General features: G+C 43.3%; 24 protein-coding genes. 17 read left to right on the forward strand and 7 right to left on the reverse strand.

Annotated elements, in window-relative coordinates:
• Positions 1 to 73 precede the first annotated feature (73 nt).
• On the reverse strand, positions 74 to 436 hold the full coding sequence (locus tag OCV50_RS06735; protein ID WP_239840837.1) for a hypothetical protein: 363 nt from the start codon (positions 434 to 436) through the stop codon (positions 74 to 76).
• 258 nt (positions 437 to 694) lie between these two features.
• Between OCV50_RS06735 and ccoN the strand changes: the two genes are divergently transcribed.
• The 10 genes from ccoN to uspE all read left to right on the forward strand — a co-directional run bounded on the left by ccoN (position 695) and on the right by uspE (position 9620).
• Entirely contained in the window at positions 695 to 2122 is a 1428-nt protein-coding gene (ccoN, locus tag OCV50_RS06740; protein WP_239840838.1) for a cytochrome-c oxidase, cbb3-type subunit I, read from the forward strand.
• Positions 2123 to 2134: 12 nt separating this feature from the next.
• A complete protein-coding gene (ccoO, locus tag OCV50_RS06745) occupies positions 2135 to 2755 on the forward strand; it encodes a cytochrome-c oxidase, cbb3-type subunit II (protein ID WP_032549072.1) in 621 nt (206 codons plus the stop codon).
• 9 nt (positions 2756 to 2764) lie between these two features.
• Positions 2765 to 2938, forward strand: a complete 174-nt coding sequence (locus OCV50_RS06750; RefSeq protein ID WP_032549071.1) for a CcoQ/FixQ family Cbb3-type cytochrome c oxidase assembly chaperone — start codon at positions 2765 to 2767, stop codon at positions 2936 to 2938.
• Positions 2938 to 3912 carry a cytochrome-c oxidase, cbb3-type subunit III gene (ccoP, locus tag OCV50_RS06755; protein WP_032549070.1) on the forward strand — a complete coding sequence of 325 codons (975 nt, stop codon included), beginning with the start codon at positions 2938 to 2940 and terminating at the stop codon, positions 3910 to 3912. The genes OCV50_RS06750 and ccoP overlap by 1 nt, the downstream gene beginning before the upstream one ends.
• A gap of 85 nt (positions 3913 to 3997) precedes the next feature.
• A complete protein-coding gene (locus OCV50_RS06760) occupies positions 3998 to 4477 on the forward strand; it encodes a FixH family protein (RefSeq protein WP_261904063.1) in 480 nt (159 codons plus the stop codon).
• 3 nt (positions 4478 to 4480) lie between these two features.
• On the forward strand, positions 4481 to 6853 hold the full coding sequence (locus OCV50_RS06765; protein ID WP_261904064.1) for a heavy metal translocating P-type ATPase: 2373 nt from the start codon (positions 4481 to 4483) through the stop codon (positions 6851 to 6853).
• Positions 6853 to 7035, forward strand: coding sequence for a cbb3-type cytochrome oxidase assembly protein CcoS (ccoS, locus tag OCV50_RS06770; RefSeq protein WP_390905136.1), 183 nt, complete (start codon positions 6853 to 6855; stop codon positions 7033 to 7035). The genes OCV50_RS06765 and ccoS overlap by 1 nt, the downstream gene beginning before the upstream one ends.
• The gene (locus tag OCV50_RS06775) at positions 7032 to 7706 is read left to right on the forward strand and encodes a sulfite exporter TauE/SafE family protein (protein ID WP_261904065.1); all 675 of its coding nucleotides are present in this window, start codon (positions 7032 to 7034) and stop codon (positions 7704 to 7706) included. The genes ccoS and OCV50_RS06775 overlap by 4 nt, the downstream gene beginning before the upstream one ends.
• 86 nt (positions 7707 to 7792) lie before the next feature.
• On the forward strand, positions 7793 to 8539 hold the full coding sequence (locus tag OCV50_RS06780) for an FNR family transcription factor (RefSeq protein WP_017632474.1): 747 nt from the start codon (positions 7793 to 7795) through the stop codon (positions 8537 to 8539).
• Positions 8540 to 8672: 133 nt separating this feature from the next.
• Positions 8673 to 9620, forward strand: coding sequence for a universal stress protein UspE (gene uspE / locus OCV50_RS06785; protein WP_261904066.1), 948 nt, complete (start codon positions 8673 to 8675; stop codon positions 9618 to 9620).
• Between the two features lie 80 nt (positions 9621 to 9700).
• On the opposite strand, the gene ttcA is transcribed toward uspE, so the two are convergent.
• From ttcA to OCV50_RS06805, 4 genes are all read right to left on the reverse strand, one after another.
• Positions 9701 to 10594, reverse strand: coding sequence for a tRNA 2-thiocytidine(32) synthetase TtcA (gene ttcA, locus OCV50_RS06790; protein ID WP_239840844.1), 894 nt, complete (start codon positions 10592 to 10594; stop codon positions 9701 to 9703).
• Positions 10595 to 10803: 209 nt separating this feature from the next.
• Positions 10804 to 11457, reverse strand: a complete 654-nt coding sequence (locus OCV50_RS06795; RefSeq protein WP_261904067.1) for a DUF2987 domain-containing protein — start codon at positions 11455 to 11457, stop codon at positions 10804 to 10806.
• Positions 11458 to 11532: 75 nt separating this feature from the next.
• Positions 11533 to 12390, reverse strand: coding sequence for a glucosaminidase domain-containing protein (locus tag OCV50_RS06800; protein ID WP_261904068.1), 858 nt, complete (start codon positions 12388 to 12390; stop codon positions 11533 to 11535).
• A complete protein-coding gene (locus tag OCV50_RS06805) occupies positions 12383 to 13186 on the reverse strand; it encodes a DUF2189 domain-containing protein (RefSeq protein WP_239840847.1) in 804 nt (267 codons plus the stop codon). The genes OCV50_RS06800 and OCV50_RS06805 overlap by 8 nt, the downstream gene beginning before the upstream one ends.
• A gap of 330 nt (positions 13187 to 13516) precedes the next feature.
• On the opposite strand from OCV50_RS06805, the gene potA reads away from it, so the two are divergent.
• The 7 genes from potA to OCV50_RS06840 all read left to right on the forward strand — a co-directional run bounded on the left by potA (position 13517) and on the right by OCV50_RS06840 (position 19727).
• On the forward strand, positions 13517 to 14632 hold the full coding sequence (potA, locus tag OCV50_RS06810; protein ID WP_261904069.1) for a spermidine/putrescine ABC transporter ATP-binding protein PotA: 1116 nt from the start codon (positions 13517 to 13519) through the stop codon (positions 14630 to 14632).
• Positions 14616 to 15473: a spermidine/putrescine ABC transporter permease PotB gene (gene potB, locus OCV50_RS06815; protein ID WP_239840849.1), complete on the forward strand. Its 858-nt coding sequence runs from the start codon at positions 14616 to 14618 to the stop codon at positions 15471 to 15473. Before potA ends, potB begins: the two co-directional genes overlap by 17 nt.
• Positions 15473 to 16243 (forward strand): spermidine/putrescine ABC transporter permease PotC, encoded by a 771-nt coding sequence (potC, locus tag OCV50_RS06820; RefSeq protein WP_032549054.1) that lies wholly within the window; start codon positions 15473 to 15475, stop codon positions 16241 to 16243. The genes potB and potC overlap by 1 nt, the downstream gene beginning before the upstream one ends.
• Before the next feature lie 94 nt (positions 16244 to 16337).
• Complete coding sequence (locus tag OCV50_RS06825; RefSeq protein WP_239840850.1) at positions 16338 to 17372, forward strand: extracellular solute-binding protein; 1035 nt, start codon at positions 16338 to 16340, stop codon at positions 17370 to 17372.
• Between the two features lie 142 nt (positions 17373 to 17514).
• Entirely contained in the window at positions 17515 to 18552 is a 1038-nt protein-coding gene (locus OCV50_RS06830) for an extracellular solute-binding protein (protein ID WP_261904070.1), read from the forward strand.
• Positions 18553 to 18647: 95 nt separating this feature from the next.
• On the forward strand, positions 18648 to 19424 hold the full coding sequence (locus OCV50_RS06835) for a GGDEF domain-containing protein (RefSeq protein WP_261904071.1): 777 nt from the start codon (positions 18648 to 18650) through the stop codon (positions 19422 to 19424).
• A 150-nt stretch (positions 19425 to 19574) separates the two neighbouring features.
• Entirely contained in the window at positions 19575 to 19727 is a 153-nt protein-coding gene (locus tag OCV50_RS06840; protein WP_261904072.1) for a hypothetical protein, read from the forward strand.
• Positions 19728 to 19845: 118 nt separating this feature from the next.
• Here the strand turns inward: OCV50_RS06840 and cobB are convergent, their stop codons facing one another.
• Both cobB and OCV50_RS06850 read right to left on the reverse strand, forming a co-directional pair.
• Positions 19846 to 20580 (reverse strand): Sir2 family NAD+-dependent deacetylase, encoded by a 735-nt coding sequence (gene cobB / locus OCV50_RS06845; RefSeq protein ID WP_261904073.1) that lies wholly within the window; start codon positions 20578 to 20580, stop codon positions 19846 to 19848.
• A 255-nt stretch (positions 20581 to 20835) separates the two neighbouring features.
• Positions 20836 to 22056 (reverse strand): ammonium transporter, encoded by a 1221-nt coding sequence (locus OCV50_RS06850; RefSeq protein WP_261904074.1) that lies wholly within the window; start codon positions 22054 to 22056, stop codon positions 20836 to 20838.
• Positions 22057 to 22354 lie beyond the last annotated feature (298 nt).

Consider the following 22354-nt stretch of genomic DNA (forward strand, 5'->3'; position numbering starts at 1 on the left):
CAGTTATACCATTTTGAAGCATGAGTTTTTACTGATTTAGTACAAGTTTATCCCACCTCCGACCTCATAATGCTTATTTTGAGAGGGTCACCGAAACTCGATGGCCTTGTTGCGGGGTTGTGACTGTTATTTGTGATGTCGGTTCATCGGTTGTAAGTAACCAAGAAGATGGACTTTTTACAACTAGAGTTCCTTTTCCATCATAGTTAATAGCAATTTTGTTACTTTCAGATGTTTCGATTAAATAGCCATGATTATCACTTGAAACACTAACATTATATTTATCAATAGTAATTTCACACGGGGCTGAAAGAATACAGTCAACCGTTTCGTTATTTTCGTATGTTACTGTTCTCCAAGTAAATGCAGCTACTAAAATAGACAACATGACGATAATTTGTACAAGCCTGCCTTTTGTGAGCTTTTGTGCTGCCATTTTATCCTTTACTCCTTGTTACAAAGTTCAAAGTTTTTAAATAAAAATACATTTCCTGACCAACCGTAAGGTTACTACTCTGTCATTGATTTGTTAATTCAAGTATAGTGTCGCGTTGAAAATGCCACTTTTTTTTAAAATCAGCAAGCGGAAATAAAGTTCTGAATAGTCTGAGTTTCTTTTTCTGATTTGGGTGGCATTACGACGTGAGTCGTGTTGGAAGTAAAGTGTAGTAAATAAGAAATTGGAAGCATGCAAATGAGCCAAGAAAAGCAGCTTGAACAAAACTACAACTATACGGTCGTCCGTCAGTTCACCTTAGTAACTATTCTTTGGGGTATTGTCGGTATGGGCGTTGGTGTTTTGATTGCCGCTCAATTAGTTTGGCCACAGCTAAACTTTGATACGCCGTGGCTGACGTACAGTCGTTTACGTCCCCTGCATACTAATGCGGTTATTTTTGCGTTCGGTACAAGTGCCCTGTTTGCAACATCATATTATGTTGTACAACGCACCTGTCAGACGCGTCTCTTTGGTGGTCCACTCGTAGCCTTCACCTTCTGGGGTTGGCAAGCGATTATTCTGTCCGCTGCAATTACTTTACCGTTAGGTCTAACCTCTGGTAAAGAATATGCAGAACTTGAATGGCCAATCGATATCGCTATCACGCTTGTGTGGGTAGCTTATGCAATCGTGTTCTTTGGAACAATGATTAAGCGTAAGACGTCACACATCTACGTAGCAAACTGGTTCTTCGGAGCCTTCATTATCACGGTTGCCGTGTTGCACATCGTTAACAGCCTAGCTGTTCCTGTATCTGCGTTTAAATCGTACTCGATTTACTCAGGTGCTATCGATGCAATGGTACAATGGTGGTACGGTCACAACGCGGTAGGCTTCCTGTTAACAGCTGGTTTCCTAGGTATGATGTACTACTTCGTACCTAAGCAAGCTGAACGCCCTGTTTATTCTTACCGTCTATCGATTGTTCACTTCTGGGCTCTAGTGTCTCTGTATATCTGGGCTGGTCCTCACCACCTGCACTACACAGCACTACCTGACTGGACTCAATCTCTAGGTATGGTTATGTCTCTTGTTCTATTCGCTCCTTCTTGGGGTGGTATGATCAACGGTATCATGACTCTATCTGGTGCGTGGCATAAGCTACGTTACGACCCTATCCTACGTTTCCTAATCGTTTCTCTATCATTCTACGGCATGTCGACTTTCGAAGGCCCGATGATGGCTATTAAAACGGTTAACGCACTATCTCACTACACTGACTGGACTATCGGTCACGTACACTCTGGTGCATTAGGTTGGGTTGCAATGGTTTCTATCGGTTCTGTTTACCACTTAGTTCCAAAACTATTTGGTCAAGAGCGTATGTACTCTGTATCTCTAATCAACGTTCACTTCTGGTTGGCAACAATCGGTACTGTTTTCTACATCGTAGCAATGTGGATCTCAGGTGTAATGCAAGGTCTGATGTGGCGTGCAGTTAACTCTGACGGTACGTTGACTTACAGCTTTGTTGAGTCTGTAGAAGCATCTTACCCATTCTACTTTGTACGTTTCCTAGGTGGTTTCATCTTCCTAACTGGTATGTTCTTAATGGCATACAACACGTACAAAACTGTTACAGCACCAAAAGCTAGCTTAAAAGCTATCGCGCAACCGGCTTAAGGAGATTTAAGAATGAGCTCAAATTCAAATAATCGCCATGAGTTGGTAGAAAAAAACGTTGGCTTGCTAGCAATCCTGATCGTTATCGCAATCAGCTTCGGTGCTCTTGTAGAGATCACTCCTCTTATCTTCCAAAAGCAGACAACTGAACCTGTAGATAATCTACGTGTTTACTCTGCTCTTGAGATGGAAGGTCGTGATATCTACATTCGTGAAGGTTGTAACGTATGTCACAGCCAAATGATTCGTCCATTCCGTTCTGAGACTGAGCGTTACGGCCACTACTCTGTAGCGGGCGAAAGCGTTTGGGAACACCCATTCCTATGGGGCTCTAAGCGTACTGGCCCGGATCTAGCGCGTGTTGGTGATCGTTACTCTGATGAGTGGCACCGTGTTCACCTAATTGACCCTCGTGAACTTGTTCCAGAGTCAAACATGCCTGGTTTCCCATGGCTAGAAGACAATGTACTTGATGGTAAATTGACTCAGCAGAAGCTTGAACTCTTCCGCAATCAATTTGGCGTTCCTTACACAGACGAACAGATTGCTAACGCGAAGCAAGATGTTGAAGGCAAAACAGAGATGGATGCAATCATTGCTTACCTTCAATCTCTTGGCCACGCAATGAAATAAGGAATGACTATGGACATTATTACATTTCAAAGCGTTTGGACTGTGACCGTTTTTGCTTGTTTTATCGGCATCGTTTGGTGGGCATTTGGCAAGAATCGTAAATCTCGTTTCGAAGACGATGCAAACCTAGTTTTTGCGGATGAAGCTGAAACGAGTTCAAAAGAACAAGGAGTGACTAAGTAATGAGTACATTCTGGAGTATCTGGGTTTCCGTAATTACTATCGGTACACTCATTGGTTGTGCGGTTTTACTTCGCTCATGCTTCTCGAACAAAACGGGTATTGAAGAAGGTGATGACATGGGTCATGAATACGATGGTATTCGTGAGCTAAACAACCCTCTTCCGAAGTGGTGGACTTACCTATTTATCGGCACACTTGTGTTCGCGGTAATCTACTTCATCCTTTATCCAGGTCTAGGTAACTTTAAAGGTGTTCTAGGTTGGACAAGTTCTGACCAGACCGTTACTTCGGTAGCACAGTCTCGTGCTTCTGTAGTTGACGCGCAACAGAACAAGCGACTAGACCAGTATGCGAAAGAGCTAGACGACGCTAACAACTACTTTGGCGAAGCGTTTAACCAACTTGCATACGATGATAACGGTCTTCGTTCGATCCCTGATATCGCATCAGACTCTGAAGCAATTAAAGTAGGTCAACGTCTGTTCCTACAAAATTGTTCTCAGTGTCACGGTTCGGATGCACGTGGTCAGAAAGGTTTCCCTAACCTAACTGACGATGCTTGGCTATACGGCGGTGAGCCGGAAGCGATCCTAACGACAGTACTACACGGTCGTGTTGGTCAAATGCCAGGTTGGAAAGACGCTCTTGGCGAAGAAGGCGTGAAAGAAGTAGTTAGCTACACTCTTAGCCTTTCTGGTCGTAGCGTTAACGCTCGTGAAGCTGAAGCTGGTAAAGCTCGTTTCGTAGTGTGTGCAGCGTGTCACGGTACAGATGGTAAAGGTAACCCTGCTGTAGGTGCACCTGACCTGACTGACCGCGATTGGTTGTTCGGCGATTCTCGTGCAGATGTAACAGAAACTGTAATGTACGGCCGTTCTGGTGTAATGCCAGCATGGAAGGACATTCTAGGTGAAGAAAAAGTTCAACTAGTTTCTGCTTACGTGTGGAGCTTAAGCAACTCAGATAATAAGTAACATTTCAATAACAGCCCCTTTCTTAGGGGCTGTCTTTCCTTTATTTTATAAACACTTCTTTTTATTCTTTTTCGAGATCTTTTTTATGGTAAAGCCTTGGTATAAACAGTTTTGGCCGTGGTTCTTAATCGCGTTGCCTGCGACAGTTGTGGTCTGGACGATCTTAACGGTTATTGTATTTACACAGAACTCTGTCGACTTGGTCACTGAGGATTACTATAAAAAAGGGAAAGGCATTAATGTCGATATCTCTAAGGTTAACGTAGCAAAAGAACTAGGCTTGTCAGCAGACATTTCTGAGCGTGGTGAGTCAATCATCATTTCTTTAGATAAAGGCAAACTTGAGCACTTCCCTGCGATCAGTGCCATGTTTGTTCACCGCACCCTGCCTGACCGCGACTTCACACAACTGCTTACAGCGAACGCACAGGGCGATTACGTGCTTAACACTGACCATGAGATTGAAGGCCCTTGGTTCATTGAATTGACGCCACACAACGAAGAATGGTTGGTGCAAGGCCGTATCACCTTCCCTCTAGAAAACAAAATCAAACTAGAGAACTAAAGTATGAGTGAATCCTGTTATCACTGCGGTGAAGATGTACCAGCGGAAACGGATTTTAAAGTAGAAATATTAGGCTCTATACGTCCAATGTGTTGCCCGGGCTGCGAAACCGTAGCCCAAACCATCGTTGATAGTGGCTTGGTCTCCTACTACCAATATCGTACCGCTCCGGCTGAAAAAGCTGACCTTGTTCCTGAACAGTTACTTGCCCTCAGTCATTACGACAATGAAGATGTGCAACTTGAGTTTGTTCGCAATTCTGAAAACACCTCAGAGGTGACATTGTCACTAGAGGGTGTCTCTTGTGCGGCTTGTGCTTGGTTGATTGAGAAGCAAGTCTCTTCTCAAGACGGTGTTTATGGTATTCGTGTTAACACGACAACCAACCGTGCCCTTCTTAGCTGGGACAATACAAAAACTAAACTGAGTGAGCTGCTTTCTGCGATTCATACGCTTGGTTATAAAGCGGCGCCTTTTGAGGCAGACAAGCAAGAAGCGGCTTACCATCGTTCGATGAAGAACTATTTGTATCGTTTAGGTGTTGCTGGTCTGGCAACGATGCAAGTAATGATGCTTGCAGTCGCCCTGTATCTTGAAGTTTTCGGTAATCTTGAGCCTGAGTTTAAGCACTATTTTCGTTGGGTGAGTTTAATCTTCGCAACACCGGTTTTACTGTATTCAGCATTACCTTTCTATATTAATGCTTGGCGAAGTATCAAAGGCCGTACGTTAGGTATGGATGTACCCGTGTCTATCGCCCTGTTGTTCGCCTACGTGGCTAGCTTAGTAGCAACTGTAACAGAGCAAGGCGAAGTCTTCTTCGAATCTATCTCGATGTTTACGTTCTTCCTCTTGTTAGGGCGATTCCTTGAGATGCGCGCCCGTCGCAAAGCAGCTGCCGCAAGTGGCAACCTGCTTAAGTTAGTTCCAGCAATGGCAACCACTCTCGATGGCGATCAAATTCCAGTTAAGACGCTTAAGGTTGGCGACAAAATCCGAGTTCTACCCGGTGAACACATTCCTGCAGATGGTGTCGTGTTATCTGGGCGAGTTCATATTGATGAATCCATGCTCACGGGTGAATCGATCCACGTCGTAAAAAACCAAGGGGGCTCTGTTTTTGCAGGTACCTTAAATGGTGACGAGTCTTTTGAACTTGAAGTAAAGAGCTCAAAAGCGGATTCGGTTATCTCCAACATTGTCCGTTTACAAGATGAAGCTCAGCTTTCTAAGCCTCGTATTGCAGAGATTGCGGATATCGTAGCGCGCTACTTCGTCGCTGTGATTTTGATTATCTCTTTTGGTACTTGGTTGTACTGGCATCAAACTAAACCAGAAGACGCATTCTGGATCATGTTGTCAGTACTGGTTGCGACTTGTCCTTGTGCATTATCTCTTGCAACACCAACAGCAATCACCTGTTCAACTTCCCGTATGGGTAATTTCGGTATCCTGCTTCGCAAGGGTCACGTGTTTGAGACGCTCTGTAAGGTAAATCACCTCATCATTGATAAAACAGGAACCCTTACCGAAGGTGACATTCGTATTAGTCAAACTGCAACGCATTCAGATATAGACGAAGATACCTGTCTACAGATAGCCGCAAGCCTTGAGCAACATGCTAACCACCCTATCGCTAAAGCGTTTAAAGCGTTTGAATCTGATGATGTAAGAGTCGACTCAGTGAACAATGTGATTGGTTCCGGTATTACTGGTGAGTGGAATGGTCATAAAGTGGCTATCGGAAGTAGCGAGTTTATTCTTGGCGAGGCTCAGAACGATCAGAGTAACGGTATTTACCTCTCTCTTGATGATAAACACATTGCAACCTTTGTTTATGAAGATCCAATTCGTAAAGAGAGCATCGAGTTCATTCAAAAGTTCAAAGAAGCGGGCATCAAAACCACTCTTTTGACTGGTGACTCATTAGTCAATGCTAAACCTGTCGCGGAAGAGATCGGTATTACAGATATTGTTGCCAACGCTAAACCTGAAGATAAGCTTGCCTACCTCAACTCTCGTGATGACAAAGATATTACGATGATGGTTGGTGATGGTATTAACGATGCACCTATTCTTGCGGGCGCTCATTTATCTGTAGCGATGGGCGGCGGTACAGATGTCGCTAAAGCTTCTGCTGATATGGTTTTGTTAGGTGATAAGCTTGATAGGCTACTTCAGTCACGTAAGTTGGCATTGAAAACTCGTAAAATCATTCGTGAAAACTTAGCGTGGTCACTGGGATACAACCTACTTATACTGCCGCTTGCGGTTGCTGGCCTGGTCGCACCCTACATCGCTGTGGTTGGCATGTCAGCGAGTTCTATCATTGTAGTGTCTAACTCACTGAGACTTCTAAAAGAGCAAGGTAAATAATGGAAAGCTTATACATACTCATTCCTATCGCTATCGTCTTAGTGTGCATTGCTGTCGGCATATTTTTGTGGGCAGTGAAAAGCGAACAATTTGAAGACTTAGAACGCCAAGGTCACAACATTTTGTTCGATGAAGACGCAAACGATCCTGCTTCAAAGAAACAACCAAGTAGCAAGAAATGACACCCGATTGGATTGGTGCCTTTGTGGTTGGATTGATCGGCGCAGGCCACTGCATGGGAATGTGCGGTGGCATCGCGTCGATTCTTTCTATTGGCGCTCAAAAGCCTTCCCCTATTACTCCTATTCTTTATAACTTTGGGCGTTTACTCAGTTATATGATGATTGGTGGGTTAATTGGTGGTGCGGTCTCTTCATTAGGACAGCTTAGTGATTTTAACGCTGCGTTAGCTTGGCTACGGCTTGTTGCTGCGGTATTCATGATTGTACTGGCGTTATACATCGGTAAATGGTGGTTTGGTCTATTGGCTTTTGAAAAAGTTGGACAACGCTTATGGCGCTACGTTTCTCCAATAGGTCAATCGCTTCTTCCTCTCAAGCACCCGAGCCATGCTCTGCCATTTGGCTTTGTTTGGGGATGGCTTCCTTGTGGTCTCGTTTACTCTATGTTGACGTGGGCCGCGGTCTCAGGAAGCTGGATTAACGGTGCTGGAATCATGCTCGCGTTTGGTCTCGGGACCTTGCCTGCAATGCTCACCGTTGGTTTTGGTGCTGGTTTTCTAAAAAAGTTGCAACAAGCTGACTTGTTTAGACAATGCGGTGCAATTTTGATCCTTTTGTACGGTCTATTTACTGCCTACCAAGCCATTCAGCTCATTATTTATACCGTATAGGTGTGCTTTAAATGCGGTTTTTTTGCTATCCTTTACTCTGAATGGATGCTAAAATATTGACGTATATCAAATAGTGAAAGATTGTTATGATTTCTGAAAAGCCTGTGACGAAACGTGTTCAGTCTGGTGGCTGTGCAATCCATTGTCAGGATTGTAGTATTAGCCAGCTGTGTATCCCATTTACTTTGAATGAATCTGAACTGGATCAACTAGACCAGATCATTGAGCGAAAAAAGCCTATTCAAAAGGGCCAAGAGCTATTTAAAGCGGGTGATGAGCTTAAGTCTCTTTACGCGATACGCTCTGGCACTATCAAAAGCTATACAATTACTGAGCAAGGTGATGAGCAGATTACTGCATTCCACTTGGCTGGTGATTTAGTTGGCTTTGATGCAATTACTGGCGACCTACACCCTAGCTTTGCACAAGCTCTAGAGACTTCAATGGTATGTGAAATCCCATACGAAATTCTAGATGACTTATCAGGTAAGATGCCGAAGCTTCGTCAGCAAATCATGCGTCTGATGAGTAACGAGATTAAAGGTGATCAAGAAATGATTCTGCTTCTTTCTAAAAAGAATGCAGAAGAGCGTCTTGCTGCATTCCTTTACAACTTGTCTACTCGATTCTCTCAACGTGGTTTCAGCCCAAGAGAGTTCCGCTTAACAATGACTCGTGGCGATATCGGTAACTATCTAGGTCTTACTGTTGAAACAATCAGCCGCCTACTTGGTCGTTTCCAAAAAGCAGACATCCTGAGCGTTAAAGGTAAGTACATTACTATCGAAGATCACGATGCGCTGATGGAATTAGCTGGCGTTTCTAAAGAATAGTTCTAAATATCAATGATGTAGTTCAATAATGAGCTACATCATGTTTCTCTTCAAAAACCTCCTATATTTCTCTTAATCTCTTCATAACTACGCTACATTGTTTATATGTTCAGTCTGAAAAGTAGGCTTAGTTATGAGTATCTATAACAAAATTTTAGTGGTCGCCGACATCAATCACGATGAGCAACCTGCCCTCGTTCGCGCTATTCAACTTGCCAAAAAAAGCACTTCAAAAAGCCACGTTACTTTCTTTCTTTCCATTTATGATTTCTCGTATGACATGACTTCAATGCTCTCTGTCGACGAGCGTGATGCCATGCGTAAAGGTGTGATTCACCAACGTGAGATTTGGATGAACAAAGTGGCTGAGCCATACATTGATGACACCATCGAATTCAATGTTAAGGTTGTATGGCATAACCGCCCGTATGAAGCCATTATTGCTGAGGTGTTTAGTGGTGAACATGACATCTTAATTAAAGGTACTCGTAAGCATGATACGCTAGAGTCTGTAATCTTCACGCCTACAGATTGGCACCTGTTGCGTAAATGCCCAAGCCCAGTTTTATTGGTGAAAAACGAATATTGGCCAGAAGATGCTAAGATCTATGCGTCTGTTCACGTTGGTTCTGAGACGGAATCTCATCTAGAACTTAATGATGCGATGGTTGATAGATTGTTGGAAATTACAGGCCGATTAGATGCTCAACCATACTTGGTTAACGCCTACCCTGTTACGCCAGCAAATATCACGATTGAGCTTCCGGAATTTGACCCGACATCTTATACCGATGCTGTCCGTGGGCATCATCTAACGGCAATGAAAGCACTACGCCAGAAACATGGTATGTGTGAGGAGCAGACGATTGTTGAACAAGGCTTACCTGAAGATATTATTCCTAAGGTGGCTGCAGAGAATAACGCTGCTATGGTGATTCTAGGCACAACAGGTCGTACTGGTTTATCTGCTGTGTTTATTGGCAATACGGCGGAGCATGTGATTGATAAAATTAACTGTGATGTCTTGGCTCTGAAACCTGCTGGGTTTATTAGTCCGCTCGACCCAAATACATCTAACTAGATTTTCTCCTGTATTAAAAAAGCGCCTCTAGTCTCACTAGAGGCGCTTTTGTTTGTATCTGTTCTTTTCTAGCTTTAATGCTAAATATTCGTCACGTCGATGAACATTGATTCATCGATGTTAGATGAAGAAATCTCGGCTTCGCTAAATTCATACTCTTCACGCTCGCCGCTACGGTCTAGTGGTAGATTCACAAAATCGAACAACTCGCGGTCAGCCAGTTGGCTTGGGCTCACGTTTTGAATTGACTTAAAGATCTTCTCTACGCGACCTGGTGTTTTCTTATCCCAATCAATCAGCATCGCTTTAATAGATTGACGTTGTAGATTCTCTTGTGAACCACATAGGTTACAAGGAATGATCGGGAACTCTTTGTGCTCTGCGTACTTAATAAGGTCGGTTTCACGACAGTAAGTCAGCGGACGGATAACCACGTTACGACCATCATCAGAACGTAGCTTAGGTGGCATCGCTTTTAGGCGCGCACCGTGGAACATGTTTAGGAACATGGTTTCTACGATGTCGTCTAGGTGATGACCCAGTGCAATCTTAGTTGCGCCAATTTTCTCTGCAAACGAGTAAAGCGTGCCGCGACGCAAACGCGAGCATAGACCACAAGTCGTTTTACCTTCTGGGATCTTCTCTTTTACTACCGAGTAAGTATCTTTGTCGACAATGTAGTAAGGGATGTTCAGCGTTTCAAAGTATTCAGGAAGAATATGTTCAGGGAAACCTGGTTGTTTTTGGTCTAAGTTTACCGCCACAACATCGAACTTGATTGGTGCTGCTTCGCGTAAACGTAGCAGGATATCTAGCATAGCGAATGAGTCTTTACCGCCACTAATACACGCCATTACTACGTCATTTTCTTCAATCATGTTGTAGTCGATGATGGCATTTCCAACATTTCTTCTTAGGCGCTTTTGAAGCTTGTTGAATTCGTGGATTTCTTTTCTGTTATCGTTTTGGTTCATTGCTATTCTCATACTGCCGGAAACACCGACTGTCGATTGCTAGGTGGTATGTTTTAGGGCGTGGATTATACGGATTTTTATTTCAGGTTGAAATAGTCAACGCGAGATAACCTCACCTCTTATTGACAATACTGTTCTATATCAATTGGATTCAAACAAAAACAGCAAGCGATGTGCTTGCTGTTTTCGATTAGATGTTAGGAGCCGTTTTATTTATCAGTTGGAATATACGGCAGCACTCTCAGCGTTGGTTCTGGTAGTGTAAAGCTGCTCGCTCCATCAAGATCTGCAATGGCAAAGCGAGCACGACCCTGTTCAATCGCTATTGTTTTGCCATTTGAAAGGCTGATTTCACTGTTGAGTTGATTTGGGAACTCCAATGTCACGCCCTCAATATCGGGTGTAAACCAACTAGAGAACATACCGCTAAGATCTTCTAACATGGTTTGCATTTGCGGCAGTAGTGCCTCGATGTCGCTAACCTGTACTTCGCCTTGTAGTGGTTCTTTGGTCATAACTACGAGTGAATACGCGCACTCTTTTTCCGTTGTATGAACGAAGATTAAAGGATTAGCAGAGCGCAAGTTCTTGTCGATAGGAAGAAGCAGTTCATTCACTGGTGATACTTTCAGATCTTCGTAATGTTCTTCTTTTTCCATCCACGACTTACTGATGTGACAAGTGGTATTGGTTGCTTGATCAACGAAAAAAACAGCGACTTTAACGTCTTCATGCCCTTCTTTAAGGTTGTTTTTGAGTTGAGTATAGAGCTTTGAATAGGTGAACATGTACTCTTGGGCCGCAGCAGGAAGAGATAGCCCAAGGCTCAATGAGGCAAGAATAGCAAGCGTCGTCTTTTTCATGGTACTTCTTATAATTGTTGAGCTTAAAAACAAAAAGAGCAGCGTTAACCCGCTGCTCTCTATTAGTTTGATAGGTTATTTGACCCAGTATACCTTGTTGTGACGTATCATGGCTTGTAAATCAGTCACATAGTCGGTGCCACGTTCAGAATATTTTAATAAGCCTTGTGTTAACTCGGTTGCTGCACCAAAAGTTAGAAGGTCTTCGCCCTGCTCATCAAGTTGCGCGCGTATAGCACGTAGGTCTTGATAGGCTTTATTGCGATTCAGATTCATAAAGTAACGGTGAACAGACTCTTGGCTTGACGAGAACTTAGCAACTTCATGGGTGCTTCCCTCGTTACGTTGTAATGGTACAAGCCCGCATCCTTTGCTGTAACACCAATGTCCAAAGTAGTTGTTTGCTGCAGTGGCGAAGCGCGATGTACCCCAAGCAGACTCATTAGCCGCTTGTGTGAGGACCAGAGCTTCAGGTAGCACATTGACGCGGCTCAGCATCTCGTTTAACCAAGCGTCATCAATACCCGCGGTTGGTAACGGTAAACTATAAAGTTTCGCTAACCTGTTTGCGTACGCCTTATCTTCCGAGTCTGCATTTGTCACGTTCTTATCAGCTAGGCTTTTTAAGAAGGCTCTTTCTTTTGAAATACGACGGTTTTCTAGGTTGATACTTGGACGTAAGTAATCGAAGAAGGCTTTTTTCTTTGCGTTGGTATCTTCAATTGCCGCGAAGTTAGGCTTCCCTGATGGCAGATCAAGCTCAAGGATAGTATGCGTCGCTTTTGCTTCTGTTTTCTCTAAAGATGCTTTTCGACGTTCCTCTTCTTCATTATAGAGGTAAGGACCAACCAGAGAGACCGAGCCTACCAGTGCTAAAGCAGTAACCTTTAGTGCAAGAGCACGGCTTTTTCGTCCTGAATCTGAATTATGCATCGAAAACCTGTGAGTCGTTGTTATTGTCGTCATCGTTCTTAGGCTTGTCCGATGCAATAAGCTTCAGCTTAATACCGAACATTTCGCGATACAGAATACCTTTCACATGGAAGAAGAACGGTAAAACGAAAATCAAGCCAATGCCGTAAAGCATCGCTGCAGCAATAAACATCAGCATTACCATCAGGTAAATAGCAGCAACTGTGAATATCTTTTTGTTTACTGCGCGCAGTGACAGTAACAAAGATTGCATCGGCGGCACTTTCTTATCACAGATAAGCAGGATTGAGTGCGTAAATGCCAACGAGAAGTAAATCGACAAGAAAGGTAGAATCATACCTGCGATGCCTTGTAGCATTAGGCTAAATAGCGTTGCTAAGATCACGGGTACTGTAAATTGAAGCCCTTTACCAATATGACGCAACTTAGTATTTAATCCGGCCGCGTGGCTCATTGCCATTAAGCTGATACCTGCGTAAACCGGTGCGCTGATTACTTCATAGCTAAAGTTAGCAATAAAAATCGATTCAACGATCTGAGGCGTAAATGCTTCAGGATCAATCACGGCATCAAGGATAATGCTTGGGTCACCAAGCTGTAACTTCAGAGCGATATAAAAGATAGCAAGTTGGACAAACATTAAAGCAATAATGGCTGGCGAGAAGTTTAAGAAGTGGCTAATCGTATGCTTCCACGCTTCTTGGAAAACAGCTGTCGCTTTCAGTTCGTAATCTCCAGAAAGTGCTCTGTCGATACTGCCGCCTAAATTAAAGTCTTTTTCGATGTCATTATTCATAGTGATACCTAGGTGCGCTAGCGAATTCGAAGCCACCTAACTTATTGATAAAAAATTGGCTTCATTATACTCATATGTAGAGTGCAAACTAAAACTTGATTCTGTAACAAGGCTTGCTTTTATGCGTTAATGGTTAATAATTAAACACTTATTTATGCAGAAATGCCTCAAATATCAGTATGGTAAAGGATGTTTACTTTTACCTGCGAAATTTTTTATCAACCAATGATAAAAAATGCTTTGAATTCACGATTTTGGTGATTATGATGCGCGCCTTAAAAGTGTGTAGCAACAGGTCTTGAAAAGGACCAAGGTGGAGAAAAACAGACGTTGAACGCTAAACAATCAGTAGGAAAACCAGTAGTACAACTCACTGGTATTAGTAAAAGTTTCGATGGTAAGGAAGTCATCGGCAATCTTGATCTAAATGTCAATCACGGTGAGTTTCTCACCATCTTAGGTCCATCGGGTTGTGGTAAAACCACAGTACTAAGAATGATTGCGGGCTTTGAAACGGCAGATAATGGTCAAATACTATTAGCTGACCAGAATGTTACCCAAGTCCCTGCTGAACAAAGGCACGTAAACACTGTTTTCCAGAGCTACGCCCTATTCCCACATATGACAGTCTTCGACAATGTGGCATTTGGTCTATGTATGCAGAAAGTTCCTAGCGCAGAGATTGAACCTCGTGTGATGGACGCCTTGAAAATGGTACGCCTAGAACAGATGGCACAGCGAAAACCACACCAACTCTCTGGTGGTCAGCAACAACGTATCGCCATAGCGCGTGCCGTTGTTAACAAGCCTAAAGTTCTACTGCTGGATGAATCTCTGTCTGCTCTGGATTACAAACTTCGTAAACAGATGCAAATTGAGCTTAAGCAGCTTCAGCGTCAACTTGGGATTACGTTCATTTTTGTAACGCATGATCAAGAAGAAGCGCTATCGATGTCAGACCGTATTATTGTTATGCGAGACGGTGTTATCGAACAAGATGGTACACCACGTGAAATTTACGAAGAGCCTAAGAACCTATTCGTTGCGCGTTTCATTGGTGAAATCAACGTGTTTGAAGCAACAGCGATATCTCGTCTTGATGACAAACGCATCGTGGCAAAGATTGAAGGTGAAGATTCGGTTATCTACCACGATAAAGCAATCTCGGAAGGACAGAATCTGCAAGTTCTACTAAGACCAGAAGATCTTCGAATCGAAGAGATCAAGGAGTCAGAACAGCGCGGTATTGTTGGCCATATTATTGAGCGTACCTACAAAGGCATGACCCTAGATTCAGTCGTTGAACTAGAATCTGGTATGCGCGTTATGGTAAGCGAATTCTTCAACGAAGATGACCCAGATGTTGATCACTCATTGGGCCAAAAAGTTGCTGTAACTTGGGTTGAGAGCTGGGAAGTGGTACTAGAAGATGAGCAAGAAGTTTAATTTACAAAACGCCATTATCGCTTTGATCACTGGTTGGCTTGTTATTTTCGTGATGATTCCAAACATCATGATCATCGGTACAAGCTTTCTAACTAGAGATGAAGCGAATCTTATCGAGATGACTTTTACACTCGATAACTACGCGCGTTTAGCTGATCCACTGTACTTCAAAGTGTTGGCGCATTCGTTCTACATGGCGATTGTGGCTACTCTACTTTGTTTAGTGATTGGCTACCCGTTTGCTTACATCGTGGCAAAAATGCCGGCTAAGTGGCGCCCATTCATGCTGTTCTTAGTGATAGTTCCTTTTTGGACCAACTCACTGATTCGTACTTACGGTTTGAAGATCGTATTGGGTACTCAAGGCGTGTTGAACAAAAGCTTAATGGCGCTCGAAATCATCGACAAACCGATGCGTATTATGTACACCGAAACGGCTGTGATGATCGGTCTGGTATACATCTTATTGCCATTTATGATTTTGCCACTCTACTCTGCGATTGAGAAGTTGGACGATACCTATATCGAAGCAGCAAAAGACTTGGGTGCGAATAAGTTGCAGACGCTACTTAAAGTCATCTTGCCATTGACAATGCCAGGTATTATTGGCGGCTGCTTGCTTGTTCTATTACCAGCGCTAGGTATGTTCTATATTTCCGATCTTCTGGGCGGAGCGAAGAACCTATTGATTGGTAACGTGATTAAGAGCCAAGTATTGAATGCTCGAGATTGGCCTTTTGGTGCAGCAACCAGTATTGCACTAACCGCTGCTATGGCTGTGATGCTTTATGCCTACTATCGTGCAGGCAAGCTATTGAATAAAAAGGTGGAGCTAGACTAATGGGTCGCACAGTTAAGTTCAGCTTTATGACATTGGTATATGGTTTCCTATATCTGCCAATCATCGTATTAATTGCTAACTCCTTTAATGCGAACAAGTTTGGTATGAAATGGGGCGGTTTTACGACTAAGTGGTACGACGCGCTGATAAACAACGATAGCCTTATGCAGGCAGCGTGGCACTCTCTAAATGTTGCTGTGTTTTCTGCAACGGCAGCTACAATTGTAGGTAGTTTAACGGCGGTTGCCTTGTTCCGATACCAGTTCAAAGGCAAAGGCGTCGTAAACACAATGTTGTTCGTTGTAATGATGTCACCAGACATTGTTATGGCGATCTCATTGCTGGCTCTGTTCTTGGTGATGGGCGTTCAGTTAGGGTTCTTTACCCTACTCGCTGCTCACATCACGTTCTGCCTACCGTTCGTTGTGGTGACAGTTTACAGCCGCTTGAACGGATTTGATGTCAAAATGCTTGAAGCAGCAAAAGACTTAGGTGCGAGCGAATGGACGATTTTGAAACAGATCATCCTACCGCTAGCGAAACCTGCGGTTGCTGCGGGCTGGTTATTGAGCTTTACCTTGTCTTTAGACGACGTAATCATAAGCTCTTTTGTAACGGGTCCAACTTATGAAATCTTACCATTGAAGATTTACTCAATGGTTAAAGTGGGAATTTCACCCGAGGTTAACGCCCTTGCAACGGTCATGCTTGTGGTCTCATTGATACTAGTGGTTGCGTCTCAATTACTAGCGAGAGAGAAAATCAAGTAAACCTCAAGTGTTATTCATAAACAGAATGGTGATGTCATCATTCTGTTTCTCTATCTACTGCCTTTGGGCAACGTTTAGTTTGGAGCTAACGTCAATGAAAAAATGGGCTACTTTATTAGCTGGTAGTGCATGTGCGCTTTCTATGTTTTCTGCATCTGTTACTGCAGAAGAGAACAAAGAACTAGTGTTTATGAACTGGGGTCCTTACATCAATAGTGAGATCCTAGAACAGTTCACGAACGAAACAGGTATCAAGGTTATCTACTCTACTTACGAGTCGAATGAAACTTTATACGCAAAGCTAAAAACACATAACAAAGGCTACGACCTTGTTGTGCCATCAACCTACTTCGTGTCTAAAATGCGCGATGAAGGCATGTTGCAAAAAATTGATAAGTCTAAGCTAAGTAACTTTACTAACCTAGACACTAACTACCTAGATAAGCCATACGATCCAAACAACGACTACTCTATTCCTCACGTTGTTGCGATCACTGGTCTTGCTGTAAATACAGATATGTATGACCCAGAAGATTTTCAAAGCTGGGCTGATCTGTGGAAGCCAGAGCTTGAAGGTCAGTTGATGATGATGGATGACACGCGTGAAGTGTTCCATATCGCTCTTCGTAAACTCGGTTATTCAGGCAACACAACAGATGAAAAGCAGATCGATGAAGCTTACGCTGAGCTGCAAAAGCTGATGCCAAACGTACTTGTGTTTAACTCTGATAACCCAGGTGCGCCATACATGTCTGGTGAAGTTGGTTTAGGTATGCTTTGGAACGGCTCTGCAGCAGCAGCGCAAAATGAAGGTTTACCAATTAAGCTAGTATTCCCGAAAGAAGGTGGTATTGGTTGGGTAGACAACTTTGCTATCAGCTCTGGTGCAGTGAACGTAGAAGCGGCTCACAAGATGATTGACTTCCTACTACGTCCTGAAATCGCAGAACAAATCTCTCGCGATACTGGTTACCTAACAGCAGTAAAAGCTTCGAATGAGAAGTTCAAAGATAGCCCTGCACTGTTCCCTTCTCAAGAAGATCTGGATCGTGTTGAATGGCAGGCTGCTGTCGGTGACAAAACAGTAAAATACGAAGATTACTTCATGAAGTTGAAAGCAGGCCAGTAAGGTCTATAATAATTTCAATGCAATAGGCAGCTTAGGCTGCCTATTTTCGTATTAGACTGCTATAATCCGACGCGATTTTTATAAATCGATTCACATTGGGTCCGCAACCCAGATTCAAATCAAACAAATGAACGGAACAGTAATGAAAAAAACACTGTATACCGGCGCATTGTGTGCTGCTACCTTACTTTCAACTCCTTCTTTCGCAGCTGACCAAGAACTGTACTTCTACAACTGGTCTGAATATATCCCTAACGAAGTGTTAGAAGATTTCACTGAAGAGACTGGAATTAAAGTTATCTACTCTACCTATGAGTCTAACGAAAGCATGTACGCTAAGTTAAAAACTCAAGGTTCAGGTTACGACCTAGTTGTACCTTCTACGTACTTCGTATCTAAGATGCGTAAAGAAGGCATGCTTCAAGAGCTAGACAAATCTAAGCTAACTCACTTTGCTGATTTGGATCCAAACTACCTAGATAAGCCATTTGACCCAAGCAACAGCTACTCTATTCCATATATCTGGGGTGCAACGGGTATTGGCATTAATTCAGACATGCTAGACAAGTCTTCTGTTAAATCATGGGATGACCTATGGGATACACAGTGGGAAGGTCAGCTGATGATGATGGACGACTCTCGTGAAGTATTCCACATCGCTTTAACTAAACTGGGTTACTCTCCAAACACCACTAACCCAGACGAAATAAAAGCAGCTTACGAAGAGCTGAAAAAACTGATGCCAAACGTATTAGTATTCAACTCAGATTTCCCTGCAAACCCTTACCTTGCTGGCGAAGTATCATTAGGTATGCTTTGGAACGGTTCTGCTTACATGGCACGTCAAGAAGGTGCAACCATTGACATCATCTGGCCAGAGAAAGGCGCAATCTTCTGGATGGACAGCCTTGCGATTCCATCGGGTGCGAAAAACGTAGATGCGGCACACAAGATGATCGACTTCCTACTTCGCCCTGAAAACGCAGCGAAAATCGCACTAGAGATCGGTTACCCAACGCCAGTGAAAACGGCATACCCTCTCCTACCAAAAGAGTTTGCTGAAGACCAGAACGTTTTCCCACCACAATCTGTAATGGACAACGGTGTATGGCAAGACGAAGTGGGTGAAGCGAGCGTGATTTATGACGAGTACTTCCAAAAACTAAAAGTTAACAACTAATTTAACTTTAAATGATATTGAAAGCGGCTTTAGCCGCTTTCTTTTTATCTAAACTTTATATAGTATGAAATAAACAACATAAAGTGCGGTTAAATATGAAAGCAAACCCTATATTGGTGATCGTTACTCTTATGCTTTTAGGCTCATTCATCATGCTTGGCTTGAGCTCAGTGACGGACATAGATTCAAATTACGACTTATTCTTTGAAACGAATACTCTCATTATCGTTATCTATGTTTATGCGGTTGCTCGCAAAGCTATCGGTCCTCATAAGATCTTACACTTCGGCGCCCTGCTCCTTATTTTCAACTTATTCTATGACGTTACCACCGAGCTTGAGCGTCTAGACGAATGGGCTGACCGCCATGAGCTTCTCGATACTATTTTAGAAGACGGTTTATTGCAGATTGCATTCTTGTTGATTGCGATTGGAATAACGCAACTGACCTCATCCATTAAGGCTCAAGGCGATATTGATGAATTAACGGGTCTCTTCAACCGCAAAAAACTGGATACTGTCACGCTTGAAGAGTTCGATGTTATCTATCTTGATCTTGACGGTTTAAAGCGAGTTAATGATCTTAAGGGCCATAACGTCGGTGATCTCATGATCGTGCGTTTTTCCCAAGTGCTGCGTCAGGCCGCTGTGCAAGAAGAGCTATTATTTCGAATTGGTGGTGATGAGTTTGTTGTGGTTACGCTCAAAGGGCGTGGTGCAGAGTTTATTGAACAGGTTGCGAACCTGCTTCACGGCGAGAATATTCATTTCTCATACGGCGTGACTCCGGCAACACGTGAGACTTTTCAGCAAGCTTTAGTGGTATCAGATAAAGCCATGTACACCATGAAGAAAGCGAAACACAGTCATTAGAATGATAAGTTATTCGGTGAAATGTGTTTCTGAAACGATGCGATGAACGATCTGTTTTTGCACGGTAACTCGCACTTCGTGTGAACTATTACTTGAGTCTCTGTTGGTTATGCTAGTCTTTTTTTGTTGTAGTTCAGAAGGATAAGAGACGTGAAGCCGATACATGATATTGATGACTATGAAATTGAAACTGATCCAGAGATTCTTGCTGAGCTAGAAGAAAAACGTCAACTTGTAGACCTGATTCAAAATTACGGGATGACCAGTGAGGAAGCTATCGCTTTCTATGCCAAAAAGCACTAACGCAATATTGGTTATTCATATTGGCTATCCATTAGCATGAGCCATACTCAAAAAAACAAGGCATCACATTTTACTGTGATGCCTTGTTTTCGTTTGTCGTAATAAGTTAATCACGCTTTCAAGCTCTTAAACTGCTCGGCTCTTCGTATAGGAGTTCTGATACTAACTTAGGGACTTCAATACTTGCCTTACCGTAACGCTTTTCAACAAATTCACTCTCTACGGCACTCGGTTCTAGATTGATTTCTATCGTATGAGCACCGTGCATTTTGGCATCGTGGACGAAGCCAGCAGCTGGGTAAACCACGCCAGAGGTACCAATCGAAATAAACAAGTCAGCTTCTTCTAGCGCAGAATAGATGTCACCCATGCGCAGAGGCATTTCTCCAAACCAGACAATGTGAGGTCTCATTTGTGCTGGGATTTGACAGCAGTGGCATAACTCGCCAGTAAGGATGTCTTCTTTATGTTCGATAACCTGATTGGACTCACTGCAACGCGCTTTAAGAAGCTCGCCGTGCATGTGTATTACATTCTCGCTGCCGCCTCTCTCGTGAAGGTTATCGATATTTTGTGTAATGATAGTGACCTTCCCTTCTAAACGCTTCTCAAGCTCTCCTAGCGCTTTGTGTGCTGCATTAGGTTCAATGTCGGGGCTCTGCAGCCCTTTGCGGCGTTTGTTGTAAAATGCCTGAACTAAATCAGGATCTCGTTGAAAGCCTTCGGGAGTCGCCACATCTTCGATCTTGTGGTTTTCCCATAATCCGTCTTGTGCACGAAAAGTTTGTATTCCTGATTCTGCCGAGATCCCAGCTCCAGTGAGAATCACGATATTTCTGTATGGGAAATTCATATTACGTCCTTATCAATATGTCACTTTGTAACAGCTTAGCATTGTTCAAATTCCAACAATAGTTTTGGGGATTAGACCATGGTCTTATGTGCATGTATTCATTGGTCATTTGTGAACTAGCTTGAGTTTTAAATAAGAAAAACTGTGATGAGAGAAACAATGTGTCGATTTTGATGATGTAGAGCAATTAAAAAAGCGACCGAGGCCGCTTTTAGATTGGGGTTAGAATGACCAGAAGATAATTCGTATTGAAACTTAATCTTCACTCACAGATGAGATCTTATGAATAGAAAGATCTGCACCGTTGAATTCGTCTTCTTCGCTCAAACGAAGGCCCGTTACTTTGTTAAGGATGCCATAGACGATAAATGCACCGCCAACTGCAACCGCGATGCCTGCGATAGTACCTAAAACCTGTACCACAAAGCTCACACCACCTAGTCCCCAGAATGCTTGTTGGCCAAAGATGCCAGCAGCGATACCGCCCCACGCGCCACAAACGCCATGCAGAGGCCACACACCCAGAACATCGTCGATCTTGGTTTTGTTTTGCATGTAGGTAAATAAGTAAACGAACAGCGCACCTGCTACACCACCTGTTACGAGTGCACCGAGTGGATGCATCAAATCAGAACCTGCACAAACAGCGACTAATCCAGCTAAAGGGCCATTGTGAATGAAGCCAGGGTCATTTTTGCCAGCAAACAGTGCTGCGAGAATACCGCCAACCATCGCCATCAGCGAGTTCATTGCGACTAAGCCACTAATGCCATTGATCGCCTGCGCTGACATTACATTAAAGCCAAACCAACCAACACAAAGAATCCATGCGCCAAGTGCTAAGAAAGGAATGTTTGATGGTGCGAAGTTGGTGTGTTTGCCTGCACGAATACGCCCTTTACGCATACCCAAAAAATAAACTGCGACTAATGCAATCCAACCACCTACACCGTGGACCACGATTGAGCCGGCGAAGTCATGGAAGCCATAACCAAACTGCGCCTCAAACCAATCTTGTAGGCCAAAATTCCCATTCCAAATAATCCCTTCGAAAAATGGATATACCAGCCCAACTGTAAACAGGGTTGCTAATAGTACTGGGTAGAAACGCGCACGCTCTGCGATACCACCAGATACAATTGCTGGAATCGCTGCAGCAAACGTCATTAAGAAAAAGAACTTCACTAACTCATAGCCATTAGCTTGAGCTAAGGTATCGGCATCAGCAAAAAAGTGTGCACCATAAGCAACCCAATAACCGATAAAGAAATACGCGATGGCTGAAACGCCAAAATCCGCAAGGATCTTTACCAAGGCGTTGACTTGGTTTTTCTTTCTTACAGTACCCACTTCCAGGAAGGCAAAACCTGCGTGCATCAAAAAGACCATGATGGCACCCAGTAGTAAAAACAGTGTGTCCGAACTTTGCGTCAAGTTCTGTACTGCGCTATGAACTTGCTCGACTGACTGGCTCATTAAAGCTAACTCCTTTTGCTTTATCATTTGCACTTATTATGTGCGAGTTAAATGATGTAATTATTTAAAGACTCAATAGCTACGCAAGATGTGTTCCATTCCTTTCGAACCAAATATTCGCAGTCTGCACTCCTTTTTAACTTGCTGATTATCCTTGGCTTTATTGTTTGGTGGCACAAGTTTGGTGAGCTACAGTGCGCGAGCTTTGATTTTTATTTGCACCAACATAGTGAATTGCACCATAAAAGAGCGTGCAACATCGGGCTCGAGATTTAGACGGTTAAGAGGTAAAGATAGA

Origin of the sequence: Vibrio fortis (assembly GCF_024347475.1) — a bacterium.
Classification (GTDB): Bacteria; Pseudomonadota; Gammaproteobacteria; order Enterobacterales; family Vibrionaceae; genus Vibrio; species Vibrio fortis.

Bases quoted from the DNA above. Each gene is read 5' to 3' on its own strand.
- OCV50_RS06780 (WP_017632474.1), top strand. From the start codon at position 7,793: ATGATTTCTGAAAAGCCTGTGACGAAACGTGTTCAGTCTGGTGGCTGT.
- OCV50_RS06795 (WP_261904067.1), bottom strand. From the start codon at position 11,457: ATGAAAAAGACGACGCTTGCTATTCTTGCCTCATTGAGCCTTGGGCTA.
- ttcA (WP_239840844.1), bottom strand. From the start codon at position 10,594: ATGAACCAAAACGATAACAGAAAAGAAATCCACGAATTCAACAAGCTT.
- OCV50_RS06850 (WP_261904074.1), bottom strand. From the start codon at position 22,056: ATGAGCCAGTCAGTCGAGCAAGTTCATAGCGCAGTACAGAACTTGACG.
- OCV50_RS06750 (WP_032549071.1), top strand. From the start codon at position 2,765: ATGGACATTATTACATTTCAAAGCGTTTGGACTGTGACCGTTTTTGCT.
- potB (WP_239840849.1), top strand. From the start codon at position 14,616: ATGAGCAAGAAGTTTAATTTACAAAACGCCATTATCGCTTTGATCACT.
- OCV50_RS06735 (WP_239840837.1), bottom strand. From the start codon at position 436: ATGGCAGCACAAAAGCTCACAAAAGGCAGGCTTGTACAAATTATCGTC.
- OCV50_RS06800 (WP_261904068.1), bottom strand. From the start codon at position 12,390: ATGCATAATTCAGATTCAGGACGAAAAAGCCGTGCTCTTGCACTAAAG.
- OCV50_RS06775 (WP_261904065.1), top strand. From the start codon at position 7,032: ATGACACCCGATTGGATTGGTGCCTTTGTGGTTGGATTGATCGGCGCA.
- OCV50_RS06835 (WP_261904071.1), top strand. From the start codon at position 18,648: ATGAAAGCAAACCCTATATTGGTGATCGTTACTCTTATGCTTTTAGGC.
- OCV50_RS06830 (WP_261904070.1), top strand. From the start codon at position 17,515: ATGAAAAAAACACTGTATACCGGCGCATTGTGTGCTGCTACCTTACTT.
- ccoS (WP_390905136.1), top strand. From the start codon at position 6,853: ATGGAAAGCTTATACATACTCATTCCTATCGCTATCGTCTTAGTGTGC.
- ccoP (WP_032549070.1), top strand. From the start codon at position 2,938: ATGAGTACATTCTGGAGTATCTGGGTTTCCGTAATTACTATCGGTACA.
- OCV50_RS06805 (WP_239840847.1), bottom strand. From the start codon at position 13,186: ATGAATAATGACATCGAAAAAGACTTTAATTTAGGCGGCAGTATCGAC.
- uspE (WP_261904066.1), top strand. From the start codon at position 8,673: ATGAGTATCTATAACAAAATTTTAGTGGTCGCCGACATCAATCACGAT.
- ccoO (WP_032549072.1), top strand. From the start codon at position 2,135: ATGAGCTCAAATTCAAATAATCGCCATGAGTTGGTAGAAAAAAACGTT.
- OCV50_RS06765 (WP_261904064.1), top strand. From the start codon at position 4,481: ATGAGTGAATCCTGTTATCACTGCGGTGAAGATGTACCAGCGGAAACG.
- cobB (WP_261904073.1), bottom strand. From the start codon at position 20,580: ATGAATTTCCCATACAGAAATATCGTGATTCTCACTGGAGCTGGGATC.
- potC (WP_032549054.1), top strand. From the start codon at position 15,473: ATGGGTCGCACAGTTAAGTTCAGCTTTATGACATTGGTATATGGTTTC.
- OCV50_RS06825 (WP_239840850.1), top strand. From the start codon at position 16,338: ATGAAAAAATGGGCTACTTTATTAGCTGGTAGTGCATGTGCGCTTTCT.
- ccoN (WP_239840838.1), top strand. From the start codon at position 695: ATGAGCCAAGAAAAGCAGCTTGAACAAAACTACAACTATACGGTCGTC.
- OCV50_RS06760 (WP_261904063.1), top strand. From the start codon at position 3,998: ATGGTAAAGCCTTGGTATAAACAGTTTTGGCCGTGGTTCTTAATCGCG.